The organism is Pseudomonas sp. F-14 TE3623 (genome assembly GCF_053629015.1).
In genome coordinates this window covers 2,831,960-2,852,608 of sequence record NZ_JBRJHM010000001.1, presented here as the reverse complement: position 1 = coordinate 2,852,608, position 20,649 = coordinate 2,831,960, and the positions used below count along the sequence as shown (strand labels likewise).

13 protein-coding genes and 1 other RNA gene are annotated in these 20,649 nt (G+C 59.5%); 6 read left to right on the top strand and 8 right to left on the bottom strand.

The features are described 5' to 3' along the window. Window positions 1-127: 127 nt before the first annotated feature. On the top strand, window positions 128-880 hold the full coding sequence (locus AB7M29_RS13100) for a substrate-binding periplasmic protein (RefSeq protein WP_217858248.1): 753 nt from the start codon (window positions 128-130) through the stop codon (window positions 878-880). A 15-nt stretch (window positions 881-895) separates the two neighbouring features. On the opposite strand, the gene AB7M29_RS13095 is transcribed toward AB7M29_RS13100, so the two are convergent. Continuing rightward, window positions 896-2,596: a putative bifunctional diguanylate cyclase/phosphodiesterase gene (locus AB7M29_RS13095; protein ID WP_454246990.1), complete on the bottom strand. Its 1,701-nt coding sequence runs from the start codon at window positions 2,594-2,596 to the stop codon at window positions 896-898. A 396-nt stretch (window positions 2,597-2,992) separates the two neighbouring features. Between AB7M29_RS13095 and AB7M29_RS13090 the strand changes: the two genes are divergently transcribed. Beyond that, window positions 2,993-3,319, top strand: coding sequence for a helix-turn-helix domain-containing protein (locus AB7M29_RS13090; RefSeq protein WP_007905395.1), 327 nt, complete (start codon window positions 2,993-2,995; stop codon window positions 3,317-3,319). A 170-nt stretch (window positions 3,320-3,489) separates the two neighbouring features. Here AB7M29_RS13090 and ffs read toward each other — a convergent pair. The 6 genes from ffs to AB7M29_RS13060 all read right to left on the bottom strand — a co-directional run bounded on the left by ffs (window position 3,490) and on the right by AB7M29_RS13060 (window position 12,925). Continuing rightward, an RNA gene (gene ffs / locus AB7M29_RS13085) (signal recognition particle sRNA small type) lies at window positions 3,490-3,586 on the bottom strand. A gap of 191 nt (window positions 3,587-3,777) precedes the next feature. Continuing rightward, window positions 3,778-4,941: a zinc-binding metallopeptidase family protein gene (locus AB7M29_RS13080; protein WP_454246989.1), complete on the bottom strand. Its 1,164-nt coding sequence runs from the start codon at window positions 4,939-4,941 to the stop codon at window positions 3,778-3,780. Between the two features lie 231 nt (window positions 4,942-5,172). After that, window positions 5,173-7,530, bottom strand: a complete 2,358-nt coding sequence (ligA, locus tag AB7M29_RS13075; RefSeq protein WP_217858245.1) for an NAD-dependent DNA ligase LigA — start codon at window positions 7,528-7,530, stop codon at window positions 5,173-5,175. Window positions 7,531-7,667: 137 nt separating this feature from the next. Further along, the gene (gene zipA / locus AB7M29_RS13070; protein WP_217858244.1) at window positions 7,668-8,516 is read right to left on the bottom strand and encodes a cell division protein ZipA; all 849 of its coding nucleotides are present in this window, start codon (window positions 8,514-8,516) and stop codon (window positions 7,668-7,670) included. Between the two features lie 258 nt (window positions 8,517-8,774). After that, a complete protein-coding gene (gene smc / locus AB7M29_RS13065) occupies window positions 8,775-12,263 on the bottom strand; it encodes a chromosome segregation protein SMC (RefSeq protein ID WP_454246988.1) in 3,489 nt (1,162 codons plus the stop codon). Between the two features lie 2 nt (window positions 12,264-12,265). Next, window positions 12,266-12,925 (bottom strand): GntR family transcriptional regulator, encoded by a 660-nt coding sequence (locus tag AB7M29_RS13060; protein WP_123720845.1) that lies wholly within the window; start codon window positions 12,923-12,925, stop codon window positions 12,266-12,268. 266 nt (window positions 12,926-13,191) lie between these two features. On the opposite strand from AB7M29_RS13060, the gene xdhA reads away from it, so the two are divergent. The 4 genes from xdhA to guaD all read left to right on the top strand — a co-directional run bounded on the left by xdhA (window position 13,192) and on the right by guaD (window position 19,361). After that, window positions 13,192-14,646 (top strand): xanthine dehydrogenase small subunit, encoded by a 1,455-nt coding sequence (gene xdhA, locus AB7M29_RS13055; RefSeq protein ID WP_454246987.1) that lies wholly within the window; start codon window positions 13,192-13,194, stop codon window positions 14,644-14,646. After that, window positions 14,639-17,038, top strand: coding sequence for a xanthine dehydrogenase molybdopterin binding subunit (gene xdhB / locus AB7M29_RS13050; RefSeq protein ID WP_217858241.1), 2,400 nt, complete (start codon window positions 14,639-14,641; stop codon window positions 17,036-17,038). The genes xdhA and xdhB overlap by 8 nt, the downstream gene beginning before the upstream one ends. A 131-nt stretch (window positions 17,039-17,169) precedes the next feature. Further along, complete coding sequence (gene xdhC, locus AB7M29_RS13045) at window positions 17,170-18,015, top strand: xanthine dehydrogenase accessory protein XdhC (RefSeq protein WP_454246986.1); 846 nt, start codon at window positions 17,170-17,172, stop codon at window positions 18,013-18,015. Window positions 18,016-18,056: 41 nt separating this feature from the next. Continuing rightward, the gene (gene guaD, locus AB7M29_RS13040; RefSeq protein WP_123720842.1) at window positions 18,057-19,361 is read left to right on the top strand and encodes a guanine deaminase; all 1,305 of its coding nucleotides are present in this window, start codon (window positions 18,057-18,059) and stop codon (window positions 19,359-19,361) included. Window positions 19,362-19,540: 179 nt separating this feature from the next. Here guaD and AB7M29_RS13035 read toward each other — a convergent pair whose 3' ends face one another. Then, a complete protein-coding gene (locus tag AB7M29_RS13035) occupies window positions 19,541-20,305 on the bottom strand; it encodes a GntR family transcriptional regulator (protein WP_454246985.1) in 765 nt (254 codons plus the stop codon). Between the last annotated feature and the right edge of the window lie 344 nt (window positions 20,306-20,649).

Here is a 20,649-nt window from a genome sequence, read left to right as displayed (position 1 = left end):
AAGGAACAGAAGCGGCTAATGCTAGCGGAGCAAGGCCAAAATTGCATCCGATGCGCTCGTCTATTCTGGCTAAGCTGCACTTTAAGGGGCTTTTATTGGCTCAGGTTTGAGCCGTACCGGAGCGTTTATGCGTTTTGCCTTGGGGGCACTGCTGTTGGTCAGCCTGAGCGTCGCAGCCGCCGAGGCGCCGTTGCGCTTTGTCGTGTCCGACAGCTGGGCCATGCCCATGGCGCAAATGGAGCGCGGCGGCCGACCGACCCAGGGCATTCTGCACGACATCATGCTCAGCCTGGCGACACAGGTCGGCATGCCGGCGCAATTTCATGTCTTGCCTCGGGCACGGGTGCAAAACGCCATGGAACACGGCGAAGTCGATGTGCGCTGTTATGTCTCAAAAACCTGGCTGCCGAACCTGTCCGACAACTATATCTGGAGCGTTCCACTGCTGGTTCAGCGCGACTTGCTGATTGGCCGGCGAGGCTCACCCGACACGGTCAACCCGGCAGAGCTGCCGCCGCAGTCGATCGGCACAGTGCTCGGCTATAGCTACCCGACCCTGCAACCGCTGTTCGATGCCGACCGCCTGCACCGCGATGACGCGCGCAATCAGGAACAGGTGCTGGATAAACTCCTGGCCGGACGCTACCGCTATGCCGTGAGCAGCCAATGGACCCTGGACTGGTTCAACCAGCGCCTGCTACCCGACCGACAACTGCAAAGCGTAGCACTGGTACACGAACAAACCGTCGGCTGTTATGTGCGCAATGACCCCAAGGTGCCTGTGCAACGCATTCTGGACACGTTGCTGCAAATGAAAACGTCCGGGGAGATTGATGACATTATCCGGCTCTATACCGGTAACCCTGCTGCCAACCAGTAGCAGCTGCATGATTTCTCAGGCTGTCTGGCTGAGCGTCTGCCATTGCGACGGGGCGACAAACCCTGCCACCCATCCCGGCACCTCACCGGGAGGCATCGGGCGGGCGATGAAATAGCCTTGAGCGACTTCGCATCCCAGCCGCAACAGCAATTCACCGTGCTCAACGCTTTCCAGCCCCTCGGCAATCACCTGCCGGCCGAACGCGCGGGCCAGGCCAATCACCGCCGTGGTCAGAGCCAGGTCGTCGTGATCATTCAGAATGTCACGCACGAACGACTTATCGATTTTGATGGTTTGGGTACGTAAACGCTTGAGGTAACTCAGGGATGAGTAACCCGTGCCAAAGTCACCCAACGAGAACTGCACCCCCAACGCCTGACAGGCCTGCAAACAGGCACTGACATGCTGGATATTCTCGATCGCCACCGACTCGACGATTTCCAGATCGAGCATCTGCGGGGCAACCTGGGCATGTCGAGCGAGTACCTGCCTGAGCCGGTCGACGAAGTCAGCGCGCTGAAAATGTCGCGCCGCGATATTGATACTGACCGGCCAGCCCTGCCCCGCTTGCTGCCAGTGGTGCAACTGCGACAGAACCTGATCCATCACCCATTCGCCGATATCGATGATCAGGTCGGTGTCCTCCACCAACGGCAAAAACTCCCGAGGTGGCACCATGCCGTTTTGCGGGTGCTCCCAACGCAACAATGCCTCGAAACCGACGACCACACCACGACGCATGTTCACCTTGGGCTGAAAATGCAGGCGTAACTCACCGGCGACCAGCGCCTGACGCACCCGCTCGACGGTCTGGTGCGTGGCCTTGACCTCCTGATCCCGAGAGACATCGAATAGATGAAAACGGTTTCGCCCGCTCTGCTTGGCCACGTACATCGCCTGATCGGCATGACGCAGCAAGGTTTCGGCATCTTCGTTGTCATGGGGAAACAGGGTGACGCCGATACTGGCAAACACATTGATGTCCTTGCCGTGCAGTGTGTAAGGCGCCGAAATCGCCCCCAACACGCGATTCAGCGCCGCGCGCAACTCTTGCAGATCACGCACATAACGCAGCACCAGCACGAACTCGTCACCGGCCAGTCGGGCCACCACGTCTTCGCCGCGCACAATGTCGCGCAAACGCTTGGCCACTTCCACCAGCAACATATCGCCACTGGCGTGACCGTAACCGTCGTTGACCGCCTTGAACCCGTCGAGGTCAAGCATGCACACCGCCAACGGAATGTTTTCATGCCGGGAGAATTCCAGCGCTTGATCCAGTAAATCCGACAGGAAGGCGCGATTGGGCAGCCCGGTCAGCACGTCGTGCCCGACCCGCCATTGCAAGGATTGCAATAGTTTGCGTTTTTCGCTGATGTCGAAACGAATCGACAGGTATCGGTGAACGCGCCCGGTGGCATCATCGAGCACCGGCACCATGGTGCTGTCGACCCAATACAGGCTGCCATCCTTGGCGCGATTGCAGATTTCGCCCTTCCAGATATTACCCAGGGCGATGGTGCGCCACATGGCGGCGAAGAAATCGGCGGAATGCAGGCCGGAGTTCAGCAGGCGATGGTTTTGCCCCAGCAGTTCCTCGCGGCTGTAGCCGGACACCGCACAGAATTGATCGTTAACATAGGTAATCCGACCGTCCAGATCGGTCTCGGAAAAAATGGCGGCTGCATCCACGGCCCTGCGGTATTTCTCATCCATGAGTCAGGCTCACTGTCGCTAGCGGTGGTACCGCTCGACCAGCGCAGGATGCCCGGAAGAGGTGTTTTGAGACGTACTGCGCAGAGACACGTTATCACTCCATGAACAGCATTTGATGGCCCCGGACCGCCGAAGATCCAGGGCAAAGTAGCAACACCGACTCTGGTAATATTTCGCGAGGCTTCAGACCGTCAGCGGTCTCTGCGCATACCCGGCAGGGAGCGCAATGCTGGCTTTTTCATATCGCCTAAACTTCAGAAAGCAGATCACCCCAAACCCTTCGAAGCGGCGATTCTACGAAATGCATCACATTTTGCAAAGCAAGGTGATGGATCATGCAGTTGCCTAATGCAAAAATCTATCGTTAAGTTCTTGATTCTAAATGGGAATTGAGCGATGCAAATTTCAAGTTTGGGTCCAGCCATCCGACGCTACCGTAAGGTCGCAGGGCTTACTCAGGCTGAACTCGGCGAAAAAACCGGTTTTGACCCCAAAACCATCAGCCGTTTCGAAACCGGCACCTACACCCCCAGCGTGGAAGCATTGTTTTTGCTTGCCGACGTGCTGGGCGTGAAGCTGAAAGCCTTTTTCGCAGATCTGGAAGACGAAGATGAACAGCGGGCGTACCTGTTCAGCGTCATACACAAAGCCACCCCGAAGGATCTGGGAAAGCTGATCGCAGCGGTTGACCAGGCCTTGTCCAAGCCTAGTGCCAGTAAATAAAAAAAGAGGCCGATCTGTCGAATGCGACAGATCGGCCTCCTTTTTGTATCCCGCGCTTTAATTCGGAAACAACGAAACACCGCCCTGGATGAGCTCCATGGCAGGGAAAACAAAACAGTATTTTTAGATAGAAAACACGAAAGAGGGTTCGTGTTGCGTTATGGAGGCAACCCCACCAGCCACACCCCGGCACACAATGTTCCCGCTGTGGCTGCTCCCTTCCGGGTCTGACCAGGTTCACGGGTAATCGTTGCGGGGGGACCGATGGGGTCACCATAACGACGCTCACCTGACGGCGAGCCGCGCCATTGTACCTATCTGAGACGAAGTTACAACCGTTCGGGTGGATTAAAAAATATGAGCCGCTTCAAGGACATGCGCTGGCCTTTAAAAGATCGCAGCCTGCGGCGGCGCCCACAGGCGCGTAGGAGCTGCCGAAGGCTGCGATCCTTTTGATCCTATTGCGCCAACACCTCATCCGCCCTGCCGCCCTCTTGCTGGATCACCAAGTGAATGAAGTGCAGCTTGGCAATCACCGCCGGCGGCAGGACGAACGGATAGAAATCCGGTTGGCCCATACTGCGTGACAATTCGTTGAGCATGCCAGCCAGCTCGATCCATGCGTTGACGAACGACAGGAACGCCGGGCCTCCGGGGTGCTGCGGGTCGAATAGCGTGCTCGGCGGAAACGGCTGGTAGTCGAAATCCATGTCCTGCGCACTCATGCCAAAACCCAAGGCGGTGTCCACTGCATCCATCATGTGCAGGTAGTGAGCCCAGGTTTCGGCCCAGTCTTCCCAAGGGTGCATGGTCGCGTAGGCGCTGACGTAATGTTGCTGCCAGTCGAGCGGCGCGCCTTGCTGATAATGCCGCTCAAGGGCGTCGGTGTAGCTTGTTTGCTCGTCACCAAACAGATCGCGGAACGGTTCCAGCCAATGACTGTTGGCGACCAAGCGGTCCCAGTAGTAATGCCCTACCTCGTGACGAAAGTGCCCGAGCAGCGTGCGATAAGGTTCGTGCATCTGCACGCGGACCTGCTCGCGATGGGCGTCGTCGGCTTCCTTGATATCGAGGGTGATCAGACCGTTGGCATGCCCGGTGGTCGGCGGCTTGCCTTCGAGGTCGATACCGATGAAGTCGAAGGCCAGACCGATGTCTTCGTCCATGGATTTCGGAATGACCGACAAGCCCAGGCTGATCAACTGCGCCACCAGGCGACGCTTGGCGATTTCCACTTTGCGCCAGCGCTCGTGGTTCTCGGGGATCGACAGGTCAGGGATGGTGCGATTCAGGCTACACGCAATGCATAACGCATCGTGATCATTGGCCGGCAGCAGCCAGTTGCATGCGGCTGGAGAATCGAGATTGGCGCAGCGGCGGAACACCCCCGCGTCAGGATCGGCGTCGAGCAACCAGGTATCCGCTTGCGGGCCGGGTTGCAGCGAAGACAAGCGACTCTGCTGCGGCTGATAGCCCAGCGCTGCCGAACAGGCCAGGCACTGACTGTTGCGGAAGAACAGTGACTGCCCGCAGCGACAATGCCAGACCTTGCTGTTGCGCGAACGCTCGCCCATGAAGGGCGCGGCGATGCGTGAACTGAGCTGTTCGAAGAAGCGGTACATGGCGATCTCTCCCTGGGGCCTGCCAAGACTAGATCATTCTTGTACCGTGATCGTTCCCACAAATGAACACACCTGTGTGGGGCCGAGCTTTTGTGGCGAGGGGGCTTGCCCCCGCTGGGCTGCGCAGCGGCCCCAAAACCGCCAACCGCATTTTTCAGGCATACCGTGCAAGCAGGTTTTGCGACGGCTTCGCCGCCGAACGGGGGCAAGCCCCCTCGCCACAGGTCTCTGTTAGATCGAGATGTTGTATTCCTTCAGCCGAGCCACAAACGCCTCTTCATCCAGCACCTTCAACCCCAGCTCATTGGCCTTGGCCAGCTTCGATCCCGCGCCCGGGCCGGCGACCACGCAATGGGTCTTGGCCGACACGGAACCGGCCACCTTGGCGCCGAGGCTTTCAAGTTTGTCCTTGGCGACATCGCGACTCATCAGCTCCAGCGAACCGGTCAGCACCCAAGTCTGCCCGGCCAGCGGCAACCCTTCGACGACCTTTTTCTCGCTCTGCCAATGCATGCCGAAATCACGCAGCTGCTTTTCGGCGGCCTCGGCGAGTTGACGATTTTCGGTCCCCGCAAAGAACTCGCGAACCGAAGTCGCCTGCTTCTCCGGCAATGCCTGACGCATGTCCAGCCAATCAGCACTCATCACCGCTTCGAGCGAGCCGAACTTGTCCGCAAGCTTCTGCGCCCCGCCCGGCCCGACCGACGGAATGTGCAACTTGTCGAGGAAACCGCCCAACGTGGTACTGGCGGCAAATTCGGCACCCAGCTCGCCCTGATCCTGAATCTGCAGGCCGTGCTTGAGCAGATCCTTGATCACCTGCTGGTTATGCGTGTCTTCAAAGAAGCTGTGAATCTCGTGAGCCACTTCCAGCCCGACATCCGGCAAGTACGTGAGTACTTGCGGCAACGCCTGCTGAACCCGCTCCAGAGAGCCGAGAGAACGTGCGAGGACCTTGGCCGTCTCTTCGCCGACATCGGGAATGCCCAAGGCGTAGATGAACCGCGCCAGACTCGGCTGCTTGCTGTCTTCGATAGCGCCGAGCAGGTTCTTGCTCGACAGTTCGGCAAAGCCTTCCAGGTCAACGATCTGCTCGAACGTCAGGGCGTAGAGGTCGGCCGGCGAACTCACCAGGCCTTCGTCCACCAGTTGCTCGACGCTCTTCTCGCCCAGACCTTCAATGTCCATGGCGCGGCGCGAAACGAAGTGAATGATCGCTTGCTTGAGTTGCGCACCACAGGCCAGACGCCCGACGCAGCGATACACCGCGCCCTCGCTGATGGTCTCGCGCCCCTTGCTGCGCTTGACCAGTTGCGTGCGCTCGACATGGGAACCGCAAACCGGGCACTGCTCGGGAATCTGCACCGGCCGGGCATTCTCCGGGCGGCGTTCGGTGACCACTTGCACCACCTGCGGAATCACATCACCAGCGCGACGAATGATCACGGTGTCGCCAATCATCAGGCCCAGCCGCGCAACTTCATCCATGTTGTGCAAGGTCGCATTAGCCACGGTGACACCCGCGACCCTGACCGGTTTCAAGCGCGCTACCGGTGTCACGGCACCGGTGCGACCGACCTGGAATTCCACGTCGAGCAGTTCGGTGAGTTCTTCCATCGCCGGAAATTTGTGGGCAATCGCCCAACGCGGTTCGCGAGCCCGAAAACCCAGTTCACGCTGAGAAGCGATGCTGTTGACCTTGAACACCACGCCGTCGATTTCATACTGGAGCGCATTGCGACGCTCACCGATGTCGCGGTAGTAATCCAGGCATTCTTCGATGCCGTGCGCCAGTTTCAGCTCATGACTGATCGGCAGCCCCCAGGCTTGAAGTTGCTTCAGATTGCCAATGTGCGTGTCGGCAATATCGGCCGAAATCTGGCCGATGCCGTAGCAGCAGAATTCCAGCGGACGGTTGGCGGTGATCTTCGAATCCAGCTGCCGCAAACTGCCCGCCGCCGCGTTACGCGGATTGGCGAAGGTCTTGCCGCCCACTTCCATCTGCGTGGCATTGAGCCGTTCGAAACCGGCCTTGGACATGAACACTTCGCCACGCACTTCCAGGGTCGCCGGCCAGCCGGTGCCATGCAGCTTGAGCGGAATATTGCGCACGGTGCGCACGTTGACGCTGATGTCTTCGCCAGTGGTGCCATCGCCGCGGGTCGCGCCGCGCACCAGCACACCGTCCTGGTACAACAGACTGACCGCCAGGCCATCGAGCTTGGGTTCGCAGCTGTACTCCACCGCTGCGCCACTGCCAAACAAGTCGCCGACCGGCAGATCCAGCCCTTCCGTCACCCGGCGATCGAATTCGCGCATGTCGGTTTCTTCGAAGGCGTTGCCCAGGCTGAGCATTGGCACTTCATGACGCACCTGGGTGAACGCCGACAGTGCCGCGCTGCCGACACGCTGGGTCGGCGAGTCGCTGGTGATCAATTCGGGATGGGCCGCTTCGAGGGCCTTGAGCTCGTGGAACAGGCGATCGTATTCGGCGTCCGGAATGCTCGGCTCGTCCAGCACGTGGTAACGATAGTTGTGCTGATCGAGCTCGGCACGCAGCTCTAGAATGCGGTTTTTGGCGGCGGTCATGGGTGTTCTCTCATAAAGCAAAAGAGCAGCCGAGGCTGCTCAATCTGTTGATGCTGTACAAATCATTGTAGGAGCCAGGCTTGCCGGCGAAGGCATACGTGAGATCGCCTTCGCCGGCAAGCCTGGCTCCTACAAGATCAGCGCTTCTGGGTCAAAGCGCGACGCTCGAACTCGACGATGCGCTGACGGTAGTGCTCGATCGTTTGGGCGGTCAGCACGCTGCGCTGGTCGTCTTTCAGTTCGCCGTTCAGCTCCTGGGACAGTTTGCGTGCCGCAGCCACCATCACGTCGAAGGCTTGCTTCGGATGACGCGGGCCTGGCAGACCGAGGAAGAAGCTCACTGCCGGGGTGCTGAAATGATCGATGTCATCCAGATCGAAGACGCCCGGCTTGACCGCGTTGGCCATGGAGAACAGGACTTCGCCGTTACCGGCCATGCTTTCGTGACGGTGGAAAATGTCCATCTCGCCGAAACGCAGACCGCTTTCCAGAATGTTCTGCAACAACGCCGGGCCCTTGAAGCCGGCCGGGTCGCGGCAGATCACGCTGATCACCAGCACTTCTTCGGCTTGTGGCTGATCTTTCTCGGCCGAGCTGGCGGGCTTGGTGTCATCCGGGAAATCGTCACGGCTATTGAAGCTCGGGCCGCCATCCAGGTCCAGGTTGAGGTTCAAGTCACCCTGCGAGGGTTCGCCATGGCCACGCTTGCCACGCTTGGAACCCGACTCGCGGGGTTCACGGGCAGGCATGCTCACCGACGGCAGATCATGCTCGTCGAGTTGCGGTTCTTTATGGTTATCCAGCACACGGGGCGGGCCCAACAGCTCGGCGCTGGTGTCCTCGTCCGGCAGATTGGACAAACTTCGGTCAAGACGGAATTTCAGTTTTCCCTTGCCGCCGCGCATGCGACGCCAGCCATCAAAAAGAATACCGGCAATGACAATAATGCCGATGACGATCAGCCACTCGCGCAGACCGATTTCCATGTAATCCCGTGCCTCTATAAAAAATGCTGAAAAATAAGGGGTTTACATTGTGTAAACCGCTTTAAAACGTGGCGCCAACTCTATGTTCTGACAGGCGTTTTGCCCACGTATACGAAAAATTGACATTAAACTAGCACGACCAAAGGCAACTTTACACCGTCTGTCACAGTGGCTTGCGCGAATTATGTCGATTGGCCAGCAAGTCAAGGCAAGTAAAAAGCCCTACAGCTCAAAAATACCTGCCCTACAAGCAATGATTCAGGCATCCACCATTGCCATCGCCTCCTCCACATCCACTGCCACCAGACGCGAGCAACCGGGTTCGTGCATCGTCACCCCCATCAATTGATCGGCCATTTCCATGGCGATCTTGTTGTGGGTGATATAGATGAACTGCACCGTCTGCGACATCTCTTTGACCAGCCGTGCGTAGCGTCCAACGTTAGCGTCATCCAATGGCGCGTCAACCTCATCGAGCATGCAGAACGGCGCCGGATTCAACTTGAAGATGGCAAATACCAGAGCCAATGCGGTCAGGGCTTTTTCGCCACCGGAGAGCAAATGGATGGTGCTGTTCTTCTTTCCTGGCGGCTGCGCCATGATCGTTACCCCTGTATCGAGTAGATCTTCGCCCGTCAGTTCCAAATACGCGCGTCCTCCACCAAAAACTTTTGGGAAAAGGGCCTGTAAACCGCCATTGATCTGATCAAAGGTATCTTTGAAGCGGTTTCGGGTTTCCTTGTCGATCTTGCGGATCACGTTCTCGAGCGTGTCCAGCGCTTCCACCAAATCGTCGTTCTGAGCATCCAGATAACGTTTACGCTCGGATTGTTGCTGGTATTCGTCGATGGCCGCGAGGTTGATCGCGCCGAGGCGCTGAATCCGCGCGGCAATGCGCTCGATTTCTTCTTCGGCGTCTTTCTCGTTGGCCCCGGCCAGCAGCGTGGCGAGCACGCCGTTGAGGTCGTAGCCGTCCTCGAGCAATTGATCCTGCAAAGTCTTGCGCCGCACCGTCAGTGCTTGCCATTCCATGCGCTGCTGTTCGAGCTGGCTGCGAATCAACTGGGATTGCTGCTCGGCCTGAGTGCGGCGCTTTTCGGCATCGCGCAGTTCGCGGTCGGCGTCTTCCATGGCGATTTGCGCGGTCTTGAGTTCTTCGTCGACGGTCATGCGCTTGTCGAGCAGCTCTTCGAGTTTCAACCGTAGCTCTTCCAGCGGCGCCTCGCCCTCTTCGAGGTTGAGGCTCAACTGTTCGCGCTTCTCGGTCAGGCGCTCGGACTGCATTTCCAGCCGCTCAAGGGCCTGACGAGTGGAATCGTGTTGCGCCTTTAGCGAACCGAGGCGCACCGCCAATTGATGCGCATGATCCTTGTGCTGCCGGGCTTCCTGACGCACCCGGTCGAGGCGTTCGCGCAGGCTGTCGCGCTGGGCCAAAAGCAACTCGCGCTGCTCGGTGTCCAGCGCCATGCTGTCGAGAGCTTCCTGCAAATGCAGGCGCGCTTCGCCGATGCTTTCGTGCTCCAGGGCGCGCTGCTCGCTCAGTTCGGCAAGTTCTTCATCGAGACGGGTGCGGCGCAGGGTCAACTGCTCGACCTTGGCTTTGCCGGCGGACAACTGGGCTTTCAATTCGCCTTGCTGACGGGCTTCGTCTTGCAGCAAACGGCGCAAATGTTCGCGACCGTTTTCCTGCTGACGCTGTTGCGCCCTGAGATTCTGAAGTTGGGTTTCCAGGGTTTCGACCGTGGCTTCGCGCTCTTCGCGTTCAAGACCCAACCGCTGGATTTCCTGACCACGGGCGAGTACACCGCTTTCCGCTTCGCTGGCCCGGCGCACACGCAAAAAGTGTCGGCCGACCCAGTAACCGTCGCGGCTGATCAGGCTTTGGCCGGCGGCCAATTGCCCGCGCAAGGCCAAGGCCTGCTCAAGGCTGTCGACCGGTTTGACCTGCCCCAGCCATGGCGACAAATCAATCTGCGCCTCGACCTTGTCGAGCAAACTGCCAGGCACGCGCACGCCATCGGTGGCCGGGCTGAGCAGGCGCAAATCGCCTTGGGTAAACCCGGCCAGATCGAAATCACCGAAGTCATCCACCAGCACCGCTTGCAGGTCGGCGCCGAGCACGGTTTCCACCGCCAGCTCCCAACCGGCCTCGACCTTCAGGCCTTCGGCCAGACGCGGACGATCCGCCAGATGCTGTTCGCGCAACCATTCGGCAGTGCCGGTGCCGGGATCGAGCGCGGCTTGCTGCAAGGCTTCCAGCGACGCCAGTCGACCGTTGAGCCGCTGCAAATCACCTTGGGCTTGCTGCTGCGCCGAAAGGGCTTGCTGCAGCTCCTGACGCAGTTGCTCGAGGCGTTCGACCTGAGCCTCTTCACTGGCCTGCAAGTCTTCGAGCGTGGCCTCGGACGCGGCCAACTGCTCGCTGAGTTCCATGATCGCCGCGTCTTCCGGATCCGCCGACAGCAACGCACGTTCTTCGCCAAGGCGTTTCTGGCGATCGGCCAAACGCTCCATGCTGGTTTCCAGCTGCTGGATTCGCGACTGCTGAACTTCAGACTGACGGCGTGGCTCGGCGGCGGTGAGGTTGAAGGTGTCCCACTGCTCCTGCCAGCCGTGCATGGTGGTTTCGGATTCCTCGAGCGCGGCAGCAGCTTCTTCGGCGGCAGCGCTGGTGACTTCCTGTTCCGGCGTGAGCATGTCCAGCTCTTCGCCCAAGGTCAGCAGCAAGGTGCGGTCGTGGCCCAAGTGAGACTCGGTTTCCAGCCGCGCGCGCTCGGCTTCCTTCAAGTCGTCCTGCAACTGACGCAAACGCTGCTGACCGTGCTGGATGCTCTGCTCGACCCGGGCGATGTCACCGCCGACCGAATAAAAACGCCCCTGCACCAGATTGAAGCGTTCGGACAGATCGTGATGGCCGTCACGCAGGCGTTCGATGGCGGCGTCGGCATTGCGTTGCTCGGCCACCAGGGCTTCGAAGGTGACTTCCTGAGTGCCGATGATCGACTCGCGCTGGCCGACCTGTTCATTCAGCGCCTGCCAGCGCAGGGCCGACAGCTGGGCCTTGAGCTGGCGCTCTTCGCCTTTGTATTCCTGATACTTCTTGGCGGCCTCGGCCTGGCGGTGCAAGCGTTCAAGCTGACGCTCGAGCTCTTCGCGCAGGTCGGTCAGGCGGGCAAGGTTTTCGTGGGTGCGGCGGATACGGTTTTCAGTCTCGCGCCGACGTTCCTTGTACTTGGAAATACCGGCGGCTTCTTCAATGAAATTGCGCAGGTCTTCGGGCTTGGACTCGATCAGCTTGGAGATCATCCCCTGCTCGATAATCGAATAGCTGCGGGGGCCGAGGCCGGTACCCAGAAAGATGTCGGTGATATCGCGGCGGCGGCATTTGGTGCCGTTGAGGTAATAGGTGGTCTGGCTGTCGCGGGTCACTTTGCGACGAATGGAAATCTCCGCATAGGCAGCCCATTCACCGAGCAGGGTGCCGTCGGAGTTATCGAACACCAGCTCAATGCTGGCCTGACTCACCGGTTTACGGCTGGTCGAGCCGTTGAAGATGACGTCGGTCATCGACTCGCCGCGCAAGTTCTTGGCCGAGCTCTCGCCCATCACCCAACGCACGGCGTCGATGATGTTCGACTTGCCGCAACCATTGGGGCCGACCACGGCCGCCATGTTACTGGGGAAGTTTACCGTGGTCGGATCGACGAAGGATTTGAACCCCGCCAGTTTGATGCACTTGAGCCGCACGCTTAAGCGACCGTCAGGGCAGAGACCACCAGATCGCAGCTGCGCTGGGCATACGCCGTCAGCACCACGCGGATCTGAGGAAAGTCACGAGCCAGCACGGCAGCGAGCAAGCGTTCGAACAGCTCGAGGAACTCACTCATCGAGGCCTTGCGCTGATCCAGCGCAAGGAAATACGCGCGGCTCATGGCCGGCTGCAGATTCTCGACGGTTTCCTGCAAGTACGGGTTGTTGGCGAACGGATAGGCGGCGCGCATCACACTGAAGCTGTCGTCGACGAACGTGCGGATGTCCTGGCGTTCGTAGCTGTCGGTCAGGCGCTGCTGGATCTGCACGAACGGCGCCATGTCGGCCTGGACTTGCCAGCCGCTGGCCACGGCGTTGCCGAGCAGAATGTACAACTCGCTCATCAACGTGCACAGGCTCTGCACCTTGTGCGCCGTGAGTTCGGTCACGTGGGCGCCACGTCGCGGCAAAATCGCGATCAAGTGGCGGCGCTCGAGAATCAGCAAGGCCTCACGGACGGAACCGCGGCTGACATTGAGCGCCAGCGTGACCTTCTGTTCCTGAATGCGCTCCCCCGGCTTCATTTCGCCGCGAATGATACGTTCGGCGAGGTGGTGAGCGATTTGCTCGGCGAGGCTGTCCGGCGCCTTGAACGTCATGGTTGTCCTTCAATCTCTTCGATCTGCACAAGCGGCGCAGTGTAGCGCAATTGATGGGTCATGGCGGAGTGCCCACCCAGCGGTTTTTGGCACGATTCAAGCAAAAGGCAAGCTATCCCGTGAGGGTCAATAATGAAGGAACGAGTCGTTGATCGACAAAACGCCATTTCCTGACCTTTAAGTCAGAAAATCATTGACCGAAAAGTCAGACCTGATAAATTCGGCTCATGTCGGTTAACAACAATAATGAGTTTGCGAGGCCTTCCGTGATCCAGTTTTTACTAAACCAGGAACTCCGTAGCGAGCACGCCCTGGACCCGAACCTGACCGTGCTCAATTACCTGCGCGAACATGTGGGCAAACCCGGCACCAAAGAAGGCTGCGCCAGCGGCGACTGTGGCGCCTGCACCGTGGTGGTCGGCGAGTTGCAGACGGACGACTTGGGCCGCGAACACATTCGCTATCGCAGCCTCAACTCGTGCCTGACGTTCGTCTCCTCCTTGCACGGCAAGCAACTGATCAGCGTCGAAGACCTCAAGCACCAAGGCGAGCTGCACAGCGTGCAAAAAGCCATGGTCGAGTGCCATGGCTCGCAATGCGGTTTCTGCACACCCGGCTTCGTGATGTCGTTGTTCGCGCTGCAAAAGAACAGCGATCAACCGGATTCTCACAAGGCCCACGAAGCCTTGGCCGGCAACCTTTGCCGCTGCACCGGTTATCGGCCGATCCTGGCCGCCGCCGAGCAATCTTGCTGCAGCAAACAACCCGACCAATTCGATGCTCGCGAAGCGGAAACTATCGCTCGCCTGAAAGCTATCGCTCCCACAGACATCGGTGAACTCAACAGTGGCGACAAACGCTGCCTGGTGCCGTTGACCGTGGCCGATCTGGCCGACCTCTACGACGCTTATCCACAGGCCCGCCTGCTGGCCGGCGGCACTGATCTGGCGCTGGAAGTCACCCAGTTCCACCGCACCTTGCCGGTGATGATCTACGTCGGCAACGTTGCCGAAATGAAACGCATCGAACGCTTCGACGATCGCCTGGAAATCGGCGCCGCCACCGCCCTCTCCGACTGCTACGACGCCTTGAAGGCCGAGTACCCGGACTTCGGCGAATTGCTGCAACGCTTCGCGTCCTTGCAGATCCGCAACCAGGGCACTTTGGGCGGCAACATCGGCAACGCCTCGCCAATCGGCGACTCGCCACCGCTGCTGATCGCCCTCGGCGCGCAGATCGTCCTGTGCAAAGGCGAAACCCGCCGCACCCTGTTGCTGGAAGATTACTTCATCGATTACCGGGTCACCGCGCGTCAGGAAAGCGAGTTCATCGAAAAGATCATCGTGCCGCGCGCCAGCGTTGAACAACTGTTCCGCGCCTACAAGGTATCCAAGCGTCTGGACGATGACATTTCCGCCGTATGTGCAGCGTTCAACCTGCGCATCGACACCGGCGTGATCGCCGACGCCCGCGTTGCTTTCGGCGGCATGGCGGCCATTCCAAAACGCGCCAAAAACTGCGAAGCCGCCCTGCTGGGAGCGCCGTTCAACAACGCCACCCTCGAACGCGCCTGCGCTGCATTGGCCGAAGACTTCACGCCACTCTCGGACTTCCGCGCCAGCAAGGAATACCGTCTGCTCAGCGCGCAGAATCTGCTGCGTAAATACTTCATCGAACTGCAAACACCGCACATCGAGACTCGGGTGACCGCTTATGTCTAATCATCACGCTGTAGAGAAGACCCAAGCCGAACTGGCTGAATTGTTCGCCAAGGACCTGACCACCGGAGTCGGCCGCAGCGTCAAGCACGACAGCGCCGACAAGCATGTGTCCGGTGAAGCGCAGTACATCGACGATCGGCTGGAATTCCCCAATCAGCTGCACGTTTACGCACGACTGTCGGACCGTGCCCACGCGAAAATCATCAGCATCGACACCCAGCCTTGTTACGCCTTCGAAGGCGTGCGCATCGTCATTACCCACGAAGATGTGCCGGGCCTGAAAGACATCGGCCCACTGTTGCCGGGCGACCCGTTGCTCGCCATCGATGACGTGCAATTCGTCGGTCAACCGGTGTTGGCCGTGGCGGCGAAAGACCTGGAAACCGCACGCAAAGCGGCCATGGCCGCGATCATCGAATACGAAGATCTCGAACCGGTTCTGGACGTGGTCGAAGCCCTGCGTAAACGCCATTTCGTGCTCGATAGCCACACGCATCAGCGCGGCGATTCGGCCACTGCGCTTTCTACTGCAGAGCATCGCATTCAAGGCACACTGCACATCGGCGGCCAGGAACACTTTTATCTGGAAACCCAGATCTCTTCGGTGATGCCGACCGAAGACGGCGGCATGATCGTTTACTGCTCGACCCAGAACCCCACTGAAGTACAGAAACTGGTGGCCGAAGTGCTGGACGTGTCGATGAACAAAATCGTCGTCGACATGCGCCGCATGGGCGGTGGTTTCGGCGGCAAGGAAACCCAAGCGGCAAGCCCGGCGTGCCTGTGCGCGGTGATTGCGCACCTGACCGGTCAGCCGACCAAAATGCGCCTTCCGCGGGTCGAAGACATGCTGATGACCGGCAAGCGTCACCCGTTCTACGTCGAGTACGACGTGGGCTTCGACAGCACCGGCCGCCTGCATGGCATTGCGCTGGAACTGGCCGGCAACTGCGGTTGCTCACCGGATTTGTCGGCATCGATTGTCGACCGTGCGATGTTCCATGCCGACAACTCGTACTACTTGGGCGACGCGACCATCAACGGTCACCGCTGCAAGACCAACACCGCGTCGAACACCGCTTACCGGGGTTTCGGCGGCCCACAAGGCATGGTTGCCATCGAAGAAGTGATGGACGCGATTGCCCGCCATCTGGGCCTCGATCCACTGGCCGTACGCAAGGCCAACTACTACGGCAAGACCGAGCGCAACATCACCCATTACTACCAGACCGTCGAGCACAACATGCTCGAGGAAATGACCGCTGAACTGGAAGAAAGCAGCCAGTACGCCGAGCGTCGCGAAGCGATTCGTCGCTACAACGCCAACAGCCCGATCCTGAAAAAAGGCCTGGCGCTGACCCCGGTGAAATTCGGTATTTCCTTCACCGCCAGCTTCCTCAATCAGGCCGGTGCACTGATCCACATCTACACCGACGGCAGCATCCACCTGAACCACGGCGGCACCGAAATGGGCCAAGGTTTGAACACCAAGGTTGCGCAAGTCGTGGCTGAGGTGTTCCAGGTGGAAATGGACCGCGTGCAGATCACCGCGACCAACACCGATAAGGTCCCGAACACTTCGCCAACCGCTGCTTCGAGCGGCGCCGACCTCAATGGTAAAGCGGCGCAAAACGCAGCTGAAATCATCAAGAAGCGCCTGGTGGAATTCGCCGCGCGGCAATACAAGGTCAGCGAAGAAGACGTGGAATTCCACAACGGTCACGTGCGGGTTCGCGATCACATTCTCACCTTCGAATCGCTGATCCAGCAGGCGTATTTCGCTCAGGTGTCGCTGTCGAGCACCGGCTTCTACAAGACCCCGAAAATCTACTACGACCGTAGCCAGGCCCGTGGTCGGCCGTTCTACTACTACGCCTTCGGTGCAGCCTGTGCCGAGGTGATCGTCGACACTTTGACCGGTGAGTACAAGATGCTGCGCACCGACATCCTTCACGACGTCGGCGACTCGCTGAACCCGGCGATCGACATCGGTCAGGTCGAAGGTGGTTTCATCCAGGGCATGGGTTGGCTGACCATGGAAGAGCTGGTGTGGAACGACAAAGGCAAACTGATGACCAACGGCCCGGCCAGCTACAAGATCCCGGCGGTGGCAGACATGCCATTGGACCTGCGGGTGAAGCTGGTTGAAAACCGCAAGAACCCGGAAGACACGGTGTTCCATTCCAAGGCTGTAGGCGAGCCGCCGTTCATGCTTGGTATCGCGGCGTGGTGCGCGATCAAGGACGCCGTGGCCAGTTTGGGCGACTACCAGCATCAACCGAAAATCGACGCACCGGCGACCCCTGAACGGGTGTTGTGGGGCTGTGAGCAGATGCGCCAGTTGAAGGTGGCGAAGGCTGCCGAAGCTGAGCCCGAGTTGGCTTCGCTCTAGACCGAGGCGCGGCCTTCGCGAGCAAGTCGAATCGTCGCACCGCCGCTCCCACATTGAAATGCATTCCAAATGTGGGAACGGGCTTGCTCGCGAAGACGGCCGAACAGACAACAGAGATGTTGAGGTGAAACATGTACAACTGGATCGACGCCCTCGCCGACCTGCAAACTCGGGGTGAACCCTGTGTGTTGGTGACTATCATCGAAGAGCTCGGCTCGACGCCGCGTAATGCCGGCTCGAAAATGGTCATCAGCGCCACACAAACGTTCGACACCATCGGTGGCGGGCATCTGGAATACAAGGCCATGCAGATCGGCCGCGAGATGCTCGCCAGCGGCCGACAGGACACCCATCTGGAGCGCTTCAGCCTCGGCGCCAGCCTGGGCCAGTGCTGCGGTGGCGTGACCGTATTGCTGTTCGAACCGATGGGTCAGGTCCAGGCGCAGATTGCGGTGTTCGGCGCCGGCCACGTCGGTCGGGCGCTCGTGCCGCTGCTCGCCAGCCTGCCCTGCCGGGTGCGCTGGATCGATTCACGGGAAGCTGAATTCCCCGAACAGATCCCCCACGGCGTGCGCAAAATCGTCACCGAAGAACCGCTGGACGAAGTCGATGACCTGCCCGCCGGCAGCTACTGCATCGTCATGACCCACAACCACCAACTCGACCTCGAACTCACCGCCGCGATCCTCAAGCGCAATGACTTCGCCTACTTCGGCCTGATTGGTTCGAAGACCAAACGGGTGAAGTTCGAACACCGCCTGCGTGATCGAGGTTTCGACAGCAGCGTGCTGCAACGCATGCGTTGCCCGATGGGCATCGGCGAAGTCAAAGGCAAGTTGCCTGTGGAAATCGCCATCTCCATCGCCGGCGAAATCATCGCCACCTATAACGCGAATTTCGGCCAGCACACCGCCAGCGCCGGATCATCGATCGCCAAACTGCTGCCTGCTTCACGCCGCAGCCAGGCTTTGAACTGAAAGCTTCGAACTGAAAAGCTTCGAACTAATTGAGAACTCACATGCCTCTGACTCGCAAAGCCTACCGCGCCGCCCTCCTGCACAGCATCGCCGATCCCGCCGAAGTGGGTATCGAAGCCTCGTACGAGTATTTCGAAGACGGCCTGCTGGTGGTCGATAACGGCCAGATCAGCGCCATCGGCCACGCCAGCGAATTGCTGCCGACCCTGCCGGCCGACATCGAGATCACCCATTATCAGGACGCACTGATCACCCCAGGCTTCATCGACACCCACATCCACCTGCCGCAAACCGGCATGGTCGGCGCCTATGGCGAACAGCTTCTGGACTGGCTGAACACCTACACCTTCCCTTGCGAAAGCCAGTTCGCCGACAAGGCCCACGCTGACGAAGTCGCGGATATTTTCATCAAGGAACTGCTGCGCAACGGCACCACCACCGCACTGGTGTTCGGCAGCGTACATCCGCAATCGGTGAACTCGTTCTTCGAGGCCGCCGAACAGCTGGACCTGCGGATGATCGCCGGCAAGGTGATGATGGACCGCAACGCGCCGGACTACCTGACCGACACCGCCGAATCGAGCTACGTCGAAAGCAAGGCGCTGATTGAGCGCTGGCACGGCAAGGGTCGCCTGCACTATGCGGTCACCCCACGCTTCGCCCCGACCAGCACCCCGGAACAACTGACCCTCGCCGGCCAGTTGCTCAGCGAATATCCGGATCTGTACATGCAGACCCACATCAGCGAAAACCTCAAGGAAGTCGAGTGGGTCAAGGCGCTGTTCCCGGAGCGCAGGGGCTACCTGGATGTCTACGATCACTACCAATTGCTCGGCGAGCGCTCAGTGTTCGCCCACGGCGTGCACCTGTGCGACGACGAATGTGCGCGACTGGCGCAGACGGGTTCAGCGATTGCGTTCTGCCCGACCTCGAACCTGTTTCTCGGTAGCGGCCTGTTCAATCTGCCGATGGCCGAGAAACACAAACTCAATGTCGGCCTCGGTACCGACGTCGGTGGCGGTACCAGTTTCTCGCTGCTGCAAACCCTGAACGAAGCCTACAAAGTCATGCAACTGCAAGGTGCGCGGCTGAGCCCGTTCAAATCGCTGTACCTGGCCACCCTCGGCGGCGCCCGCGCCCTGCGCCTGGAAGACAAGATCGGTACCTTGCAACCGGGCACCGACGCGGACTTCCTGGTGCTGGACTACAACGCCACGCCACTGCTCAGCTATCGCCTGAAGCAGGCCAATAACATTGCCGAAACGCTGTTTGTATTGATGACGCTGGGGGATGACCGGACGGTGTTGCAGACCTATGCGGCGGGGAATCTAGTGCATCAGCGCTAAGGTCTTCCGGGCATAAAAAATCCCCCGCAATCGTTGGTTGCGGGGGATTTTTTTATGCCTGTCAGACCGCCTTCGCGAGCAAGCCCGCTCCCACATTTAAATCTCCGTTAACACGATATTTGTGTATGCCACAGATCTAATGTGGGAGCGGGCTTGCTCGCGAAGGGCGCACCGCGGTATCAGAGCTTGACCGCTGGCCGCCCAGGCTTCTTGGTCTGCAACAAATGCGAAAACACCGCATGCAAATCATCCGACGCGCTTTCTTCGTCGAGGTTGAGTTTGCTGTCGATGTGGTCCATGTGATGCATCATCAGGTCCACCGCCAGCGTCGCGTCCCGCGCTTCGATCGCGTCGATCAACTGGGTGTGCTCATCGTAGGAACAGTGCGAACGGTTGCCGCTCTCATACTGGGCGATGATCAACGAAGTCTGGGACACCAGGCTGCGCTGGAAGCTGATCAGCGGCGCGTTTTTCGCCGCTTCGGCCAGTTTCAAATGGAACTCGCCGGACAGGCGGATACCGGCCCCACGATCGCCACGGGAAAAGCTGTCGCGCTCGTCGTTGACCATCTGCCGCAGTTCGAGAAGTTGCTCGGCGGTGGCGTGCTGAACCGCCAATTCAGTGATCGCCCGCTCCACCAGACGCCGCGCCATAAATACCTGACGGGCCTCTTCGACACTCGGGCTGGCGACGACAGCGCCGCGATTCGGTCGCAGCAACACCACGCCTTCATGGGCCAGACGCGACAGCGCACGGCGAATGATGGTGCGGCTGACCCCGAAAATTTCCCCCAGCGCTTCTTCGCTCAACTTGGTGCCGGGCGCCAGACGCTGTTCGAGGATGGCCTCGAAGATATGCGCGTAGACAATATCGTCCTGGGTACCGCTGCGGCCGGCTTTGCCTGCTCGCGGTTGTTTCTTGAGGGGTTGCAACTGTTCGTTCATGGGCACTCGAGTCGGGAGAACTGCGGCGAATTGACCGTGACTGTAATACGGCACAGTGGGTCGCTGGCAAGTATCGCGTAAAAAACACCGCGATTGTACACAATGGACGGTGGCAACACGACTGTACGGCTGTTTGTCGACCTCGCTGTATTGCAACGACCGGTTACTTTTCAGTTTAGGCTTGAACGCAGAATCCGCCGCCTGAATGCGATTCCCTGTGGGAGCGGGCTTGCTCGCGAAGAGGGCGTGTCAGTCGACATCAATGTTGTCTGGCACACCGCCTTCGCGAGCAAGCCCGCTCCCACAGGGTTCAGAGTTGCTACGGACATCTTTATCAGAACAAG

Coding starts and splice junctions, on each gene's coding strand:
- AB7M29_RS13100 (WP_217858248.1), top strand. CDS start 128: ATGCGTTTTGCCTTGGGGGCACTGCTGTTGGTCAGCCTGAGCGTCGCA.
- AB7M29_RS13095 (WP_454246990.1), bottom strand. CDS start 2,596: ATGGATGAGAAATACCGCAGGGCCGTGGATGCAGCCGCCATTTTTTCC.
- xdhB (WP_217858241.1), top strand. CDS start 14,639: ATGTCTAATCATCACGCTGTAGAGAAGACCCAAGCCGAACTGGCTGAA.
- AB7M29_RS13090 (WP_007905395.1), top strand. CDS start 2,993: ATGCAAATTTCAAGTTTGGGTCCAGCCATCCGACGCTACCGTAAGGTC.
- AB7M29_RS13035 (WP_454246985.1), bottom strand. CDS start 20,305: ATGAACGAACAGTTGCAACCCCTCAAGAAACAACCGCGAGCAGGCAAA.
- guaD (WP_123720842.1), top strand. CDS start 18,057: ATGCCTCTGACTCGCAAAGCCTACCGCGCCGCCCTCCTGCACAGCATC.
- zipA (WP_217858244.1), bottom strand. CDS start 8,516: ATGGAAATCGGTCTGCGCGAGTGGCTGATCGTCATCGGCATTATTGTC.
- xdhC (WP_454246986.1), top strand. CDS start 17,170: ATGTACAACTGGATCGACGCCCTCGCCGACCTGCAAACTCGGGGTGAA.
- AB7M29_RS13080 (WP_454246989.1), bottom strand. CDS start 4,941: ATGTACCGCTTCTTCGAACAGCTCAGTTCACGCATCGCCGCGCCCTTC.
- ligA (WP_217858245.1), bottom strand. CDS start 7,530: ATGACCGCCGCCAAAAACCGCATTCTAGAGCTGCGTGCCGAGCTCGAT.
- AB7M29_RS13060 (WP_123720845.1), bottom strand. CDS start 12,925: ATGACGTTCAAGGCGCCGGACAGCCTCGCCGAGCAAATCGCTCACCAC.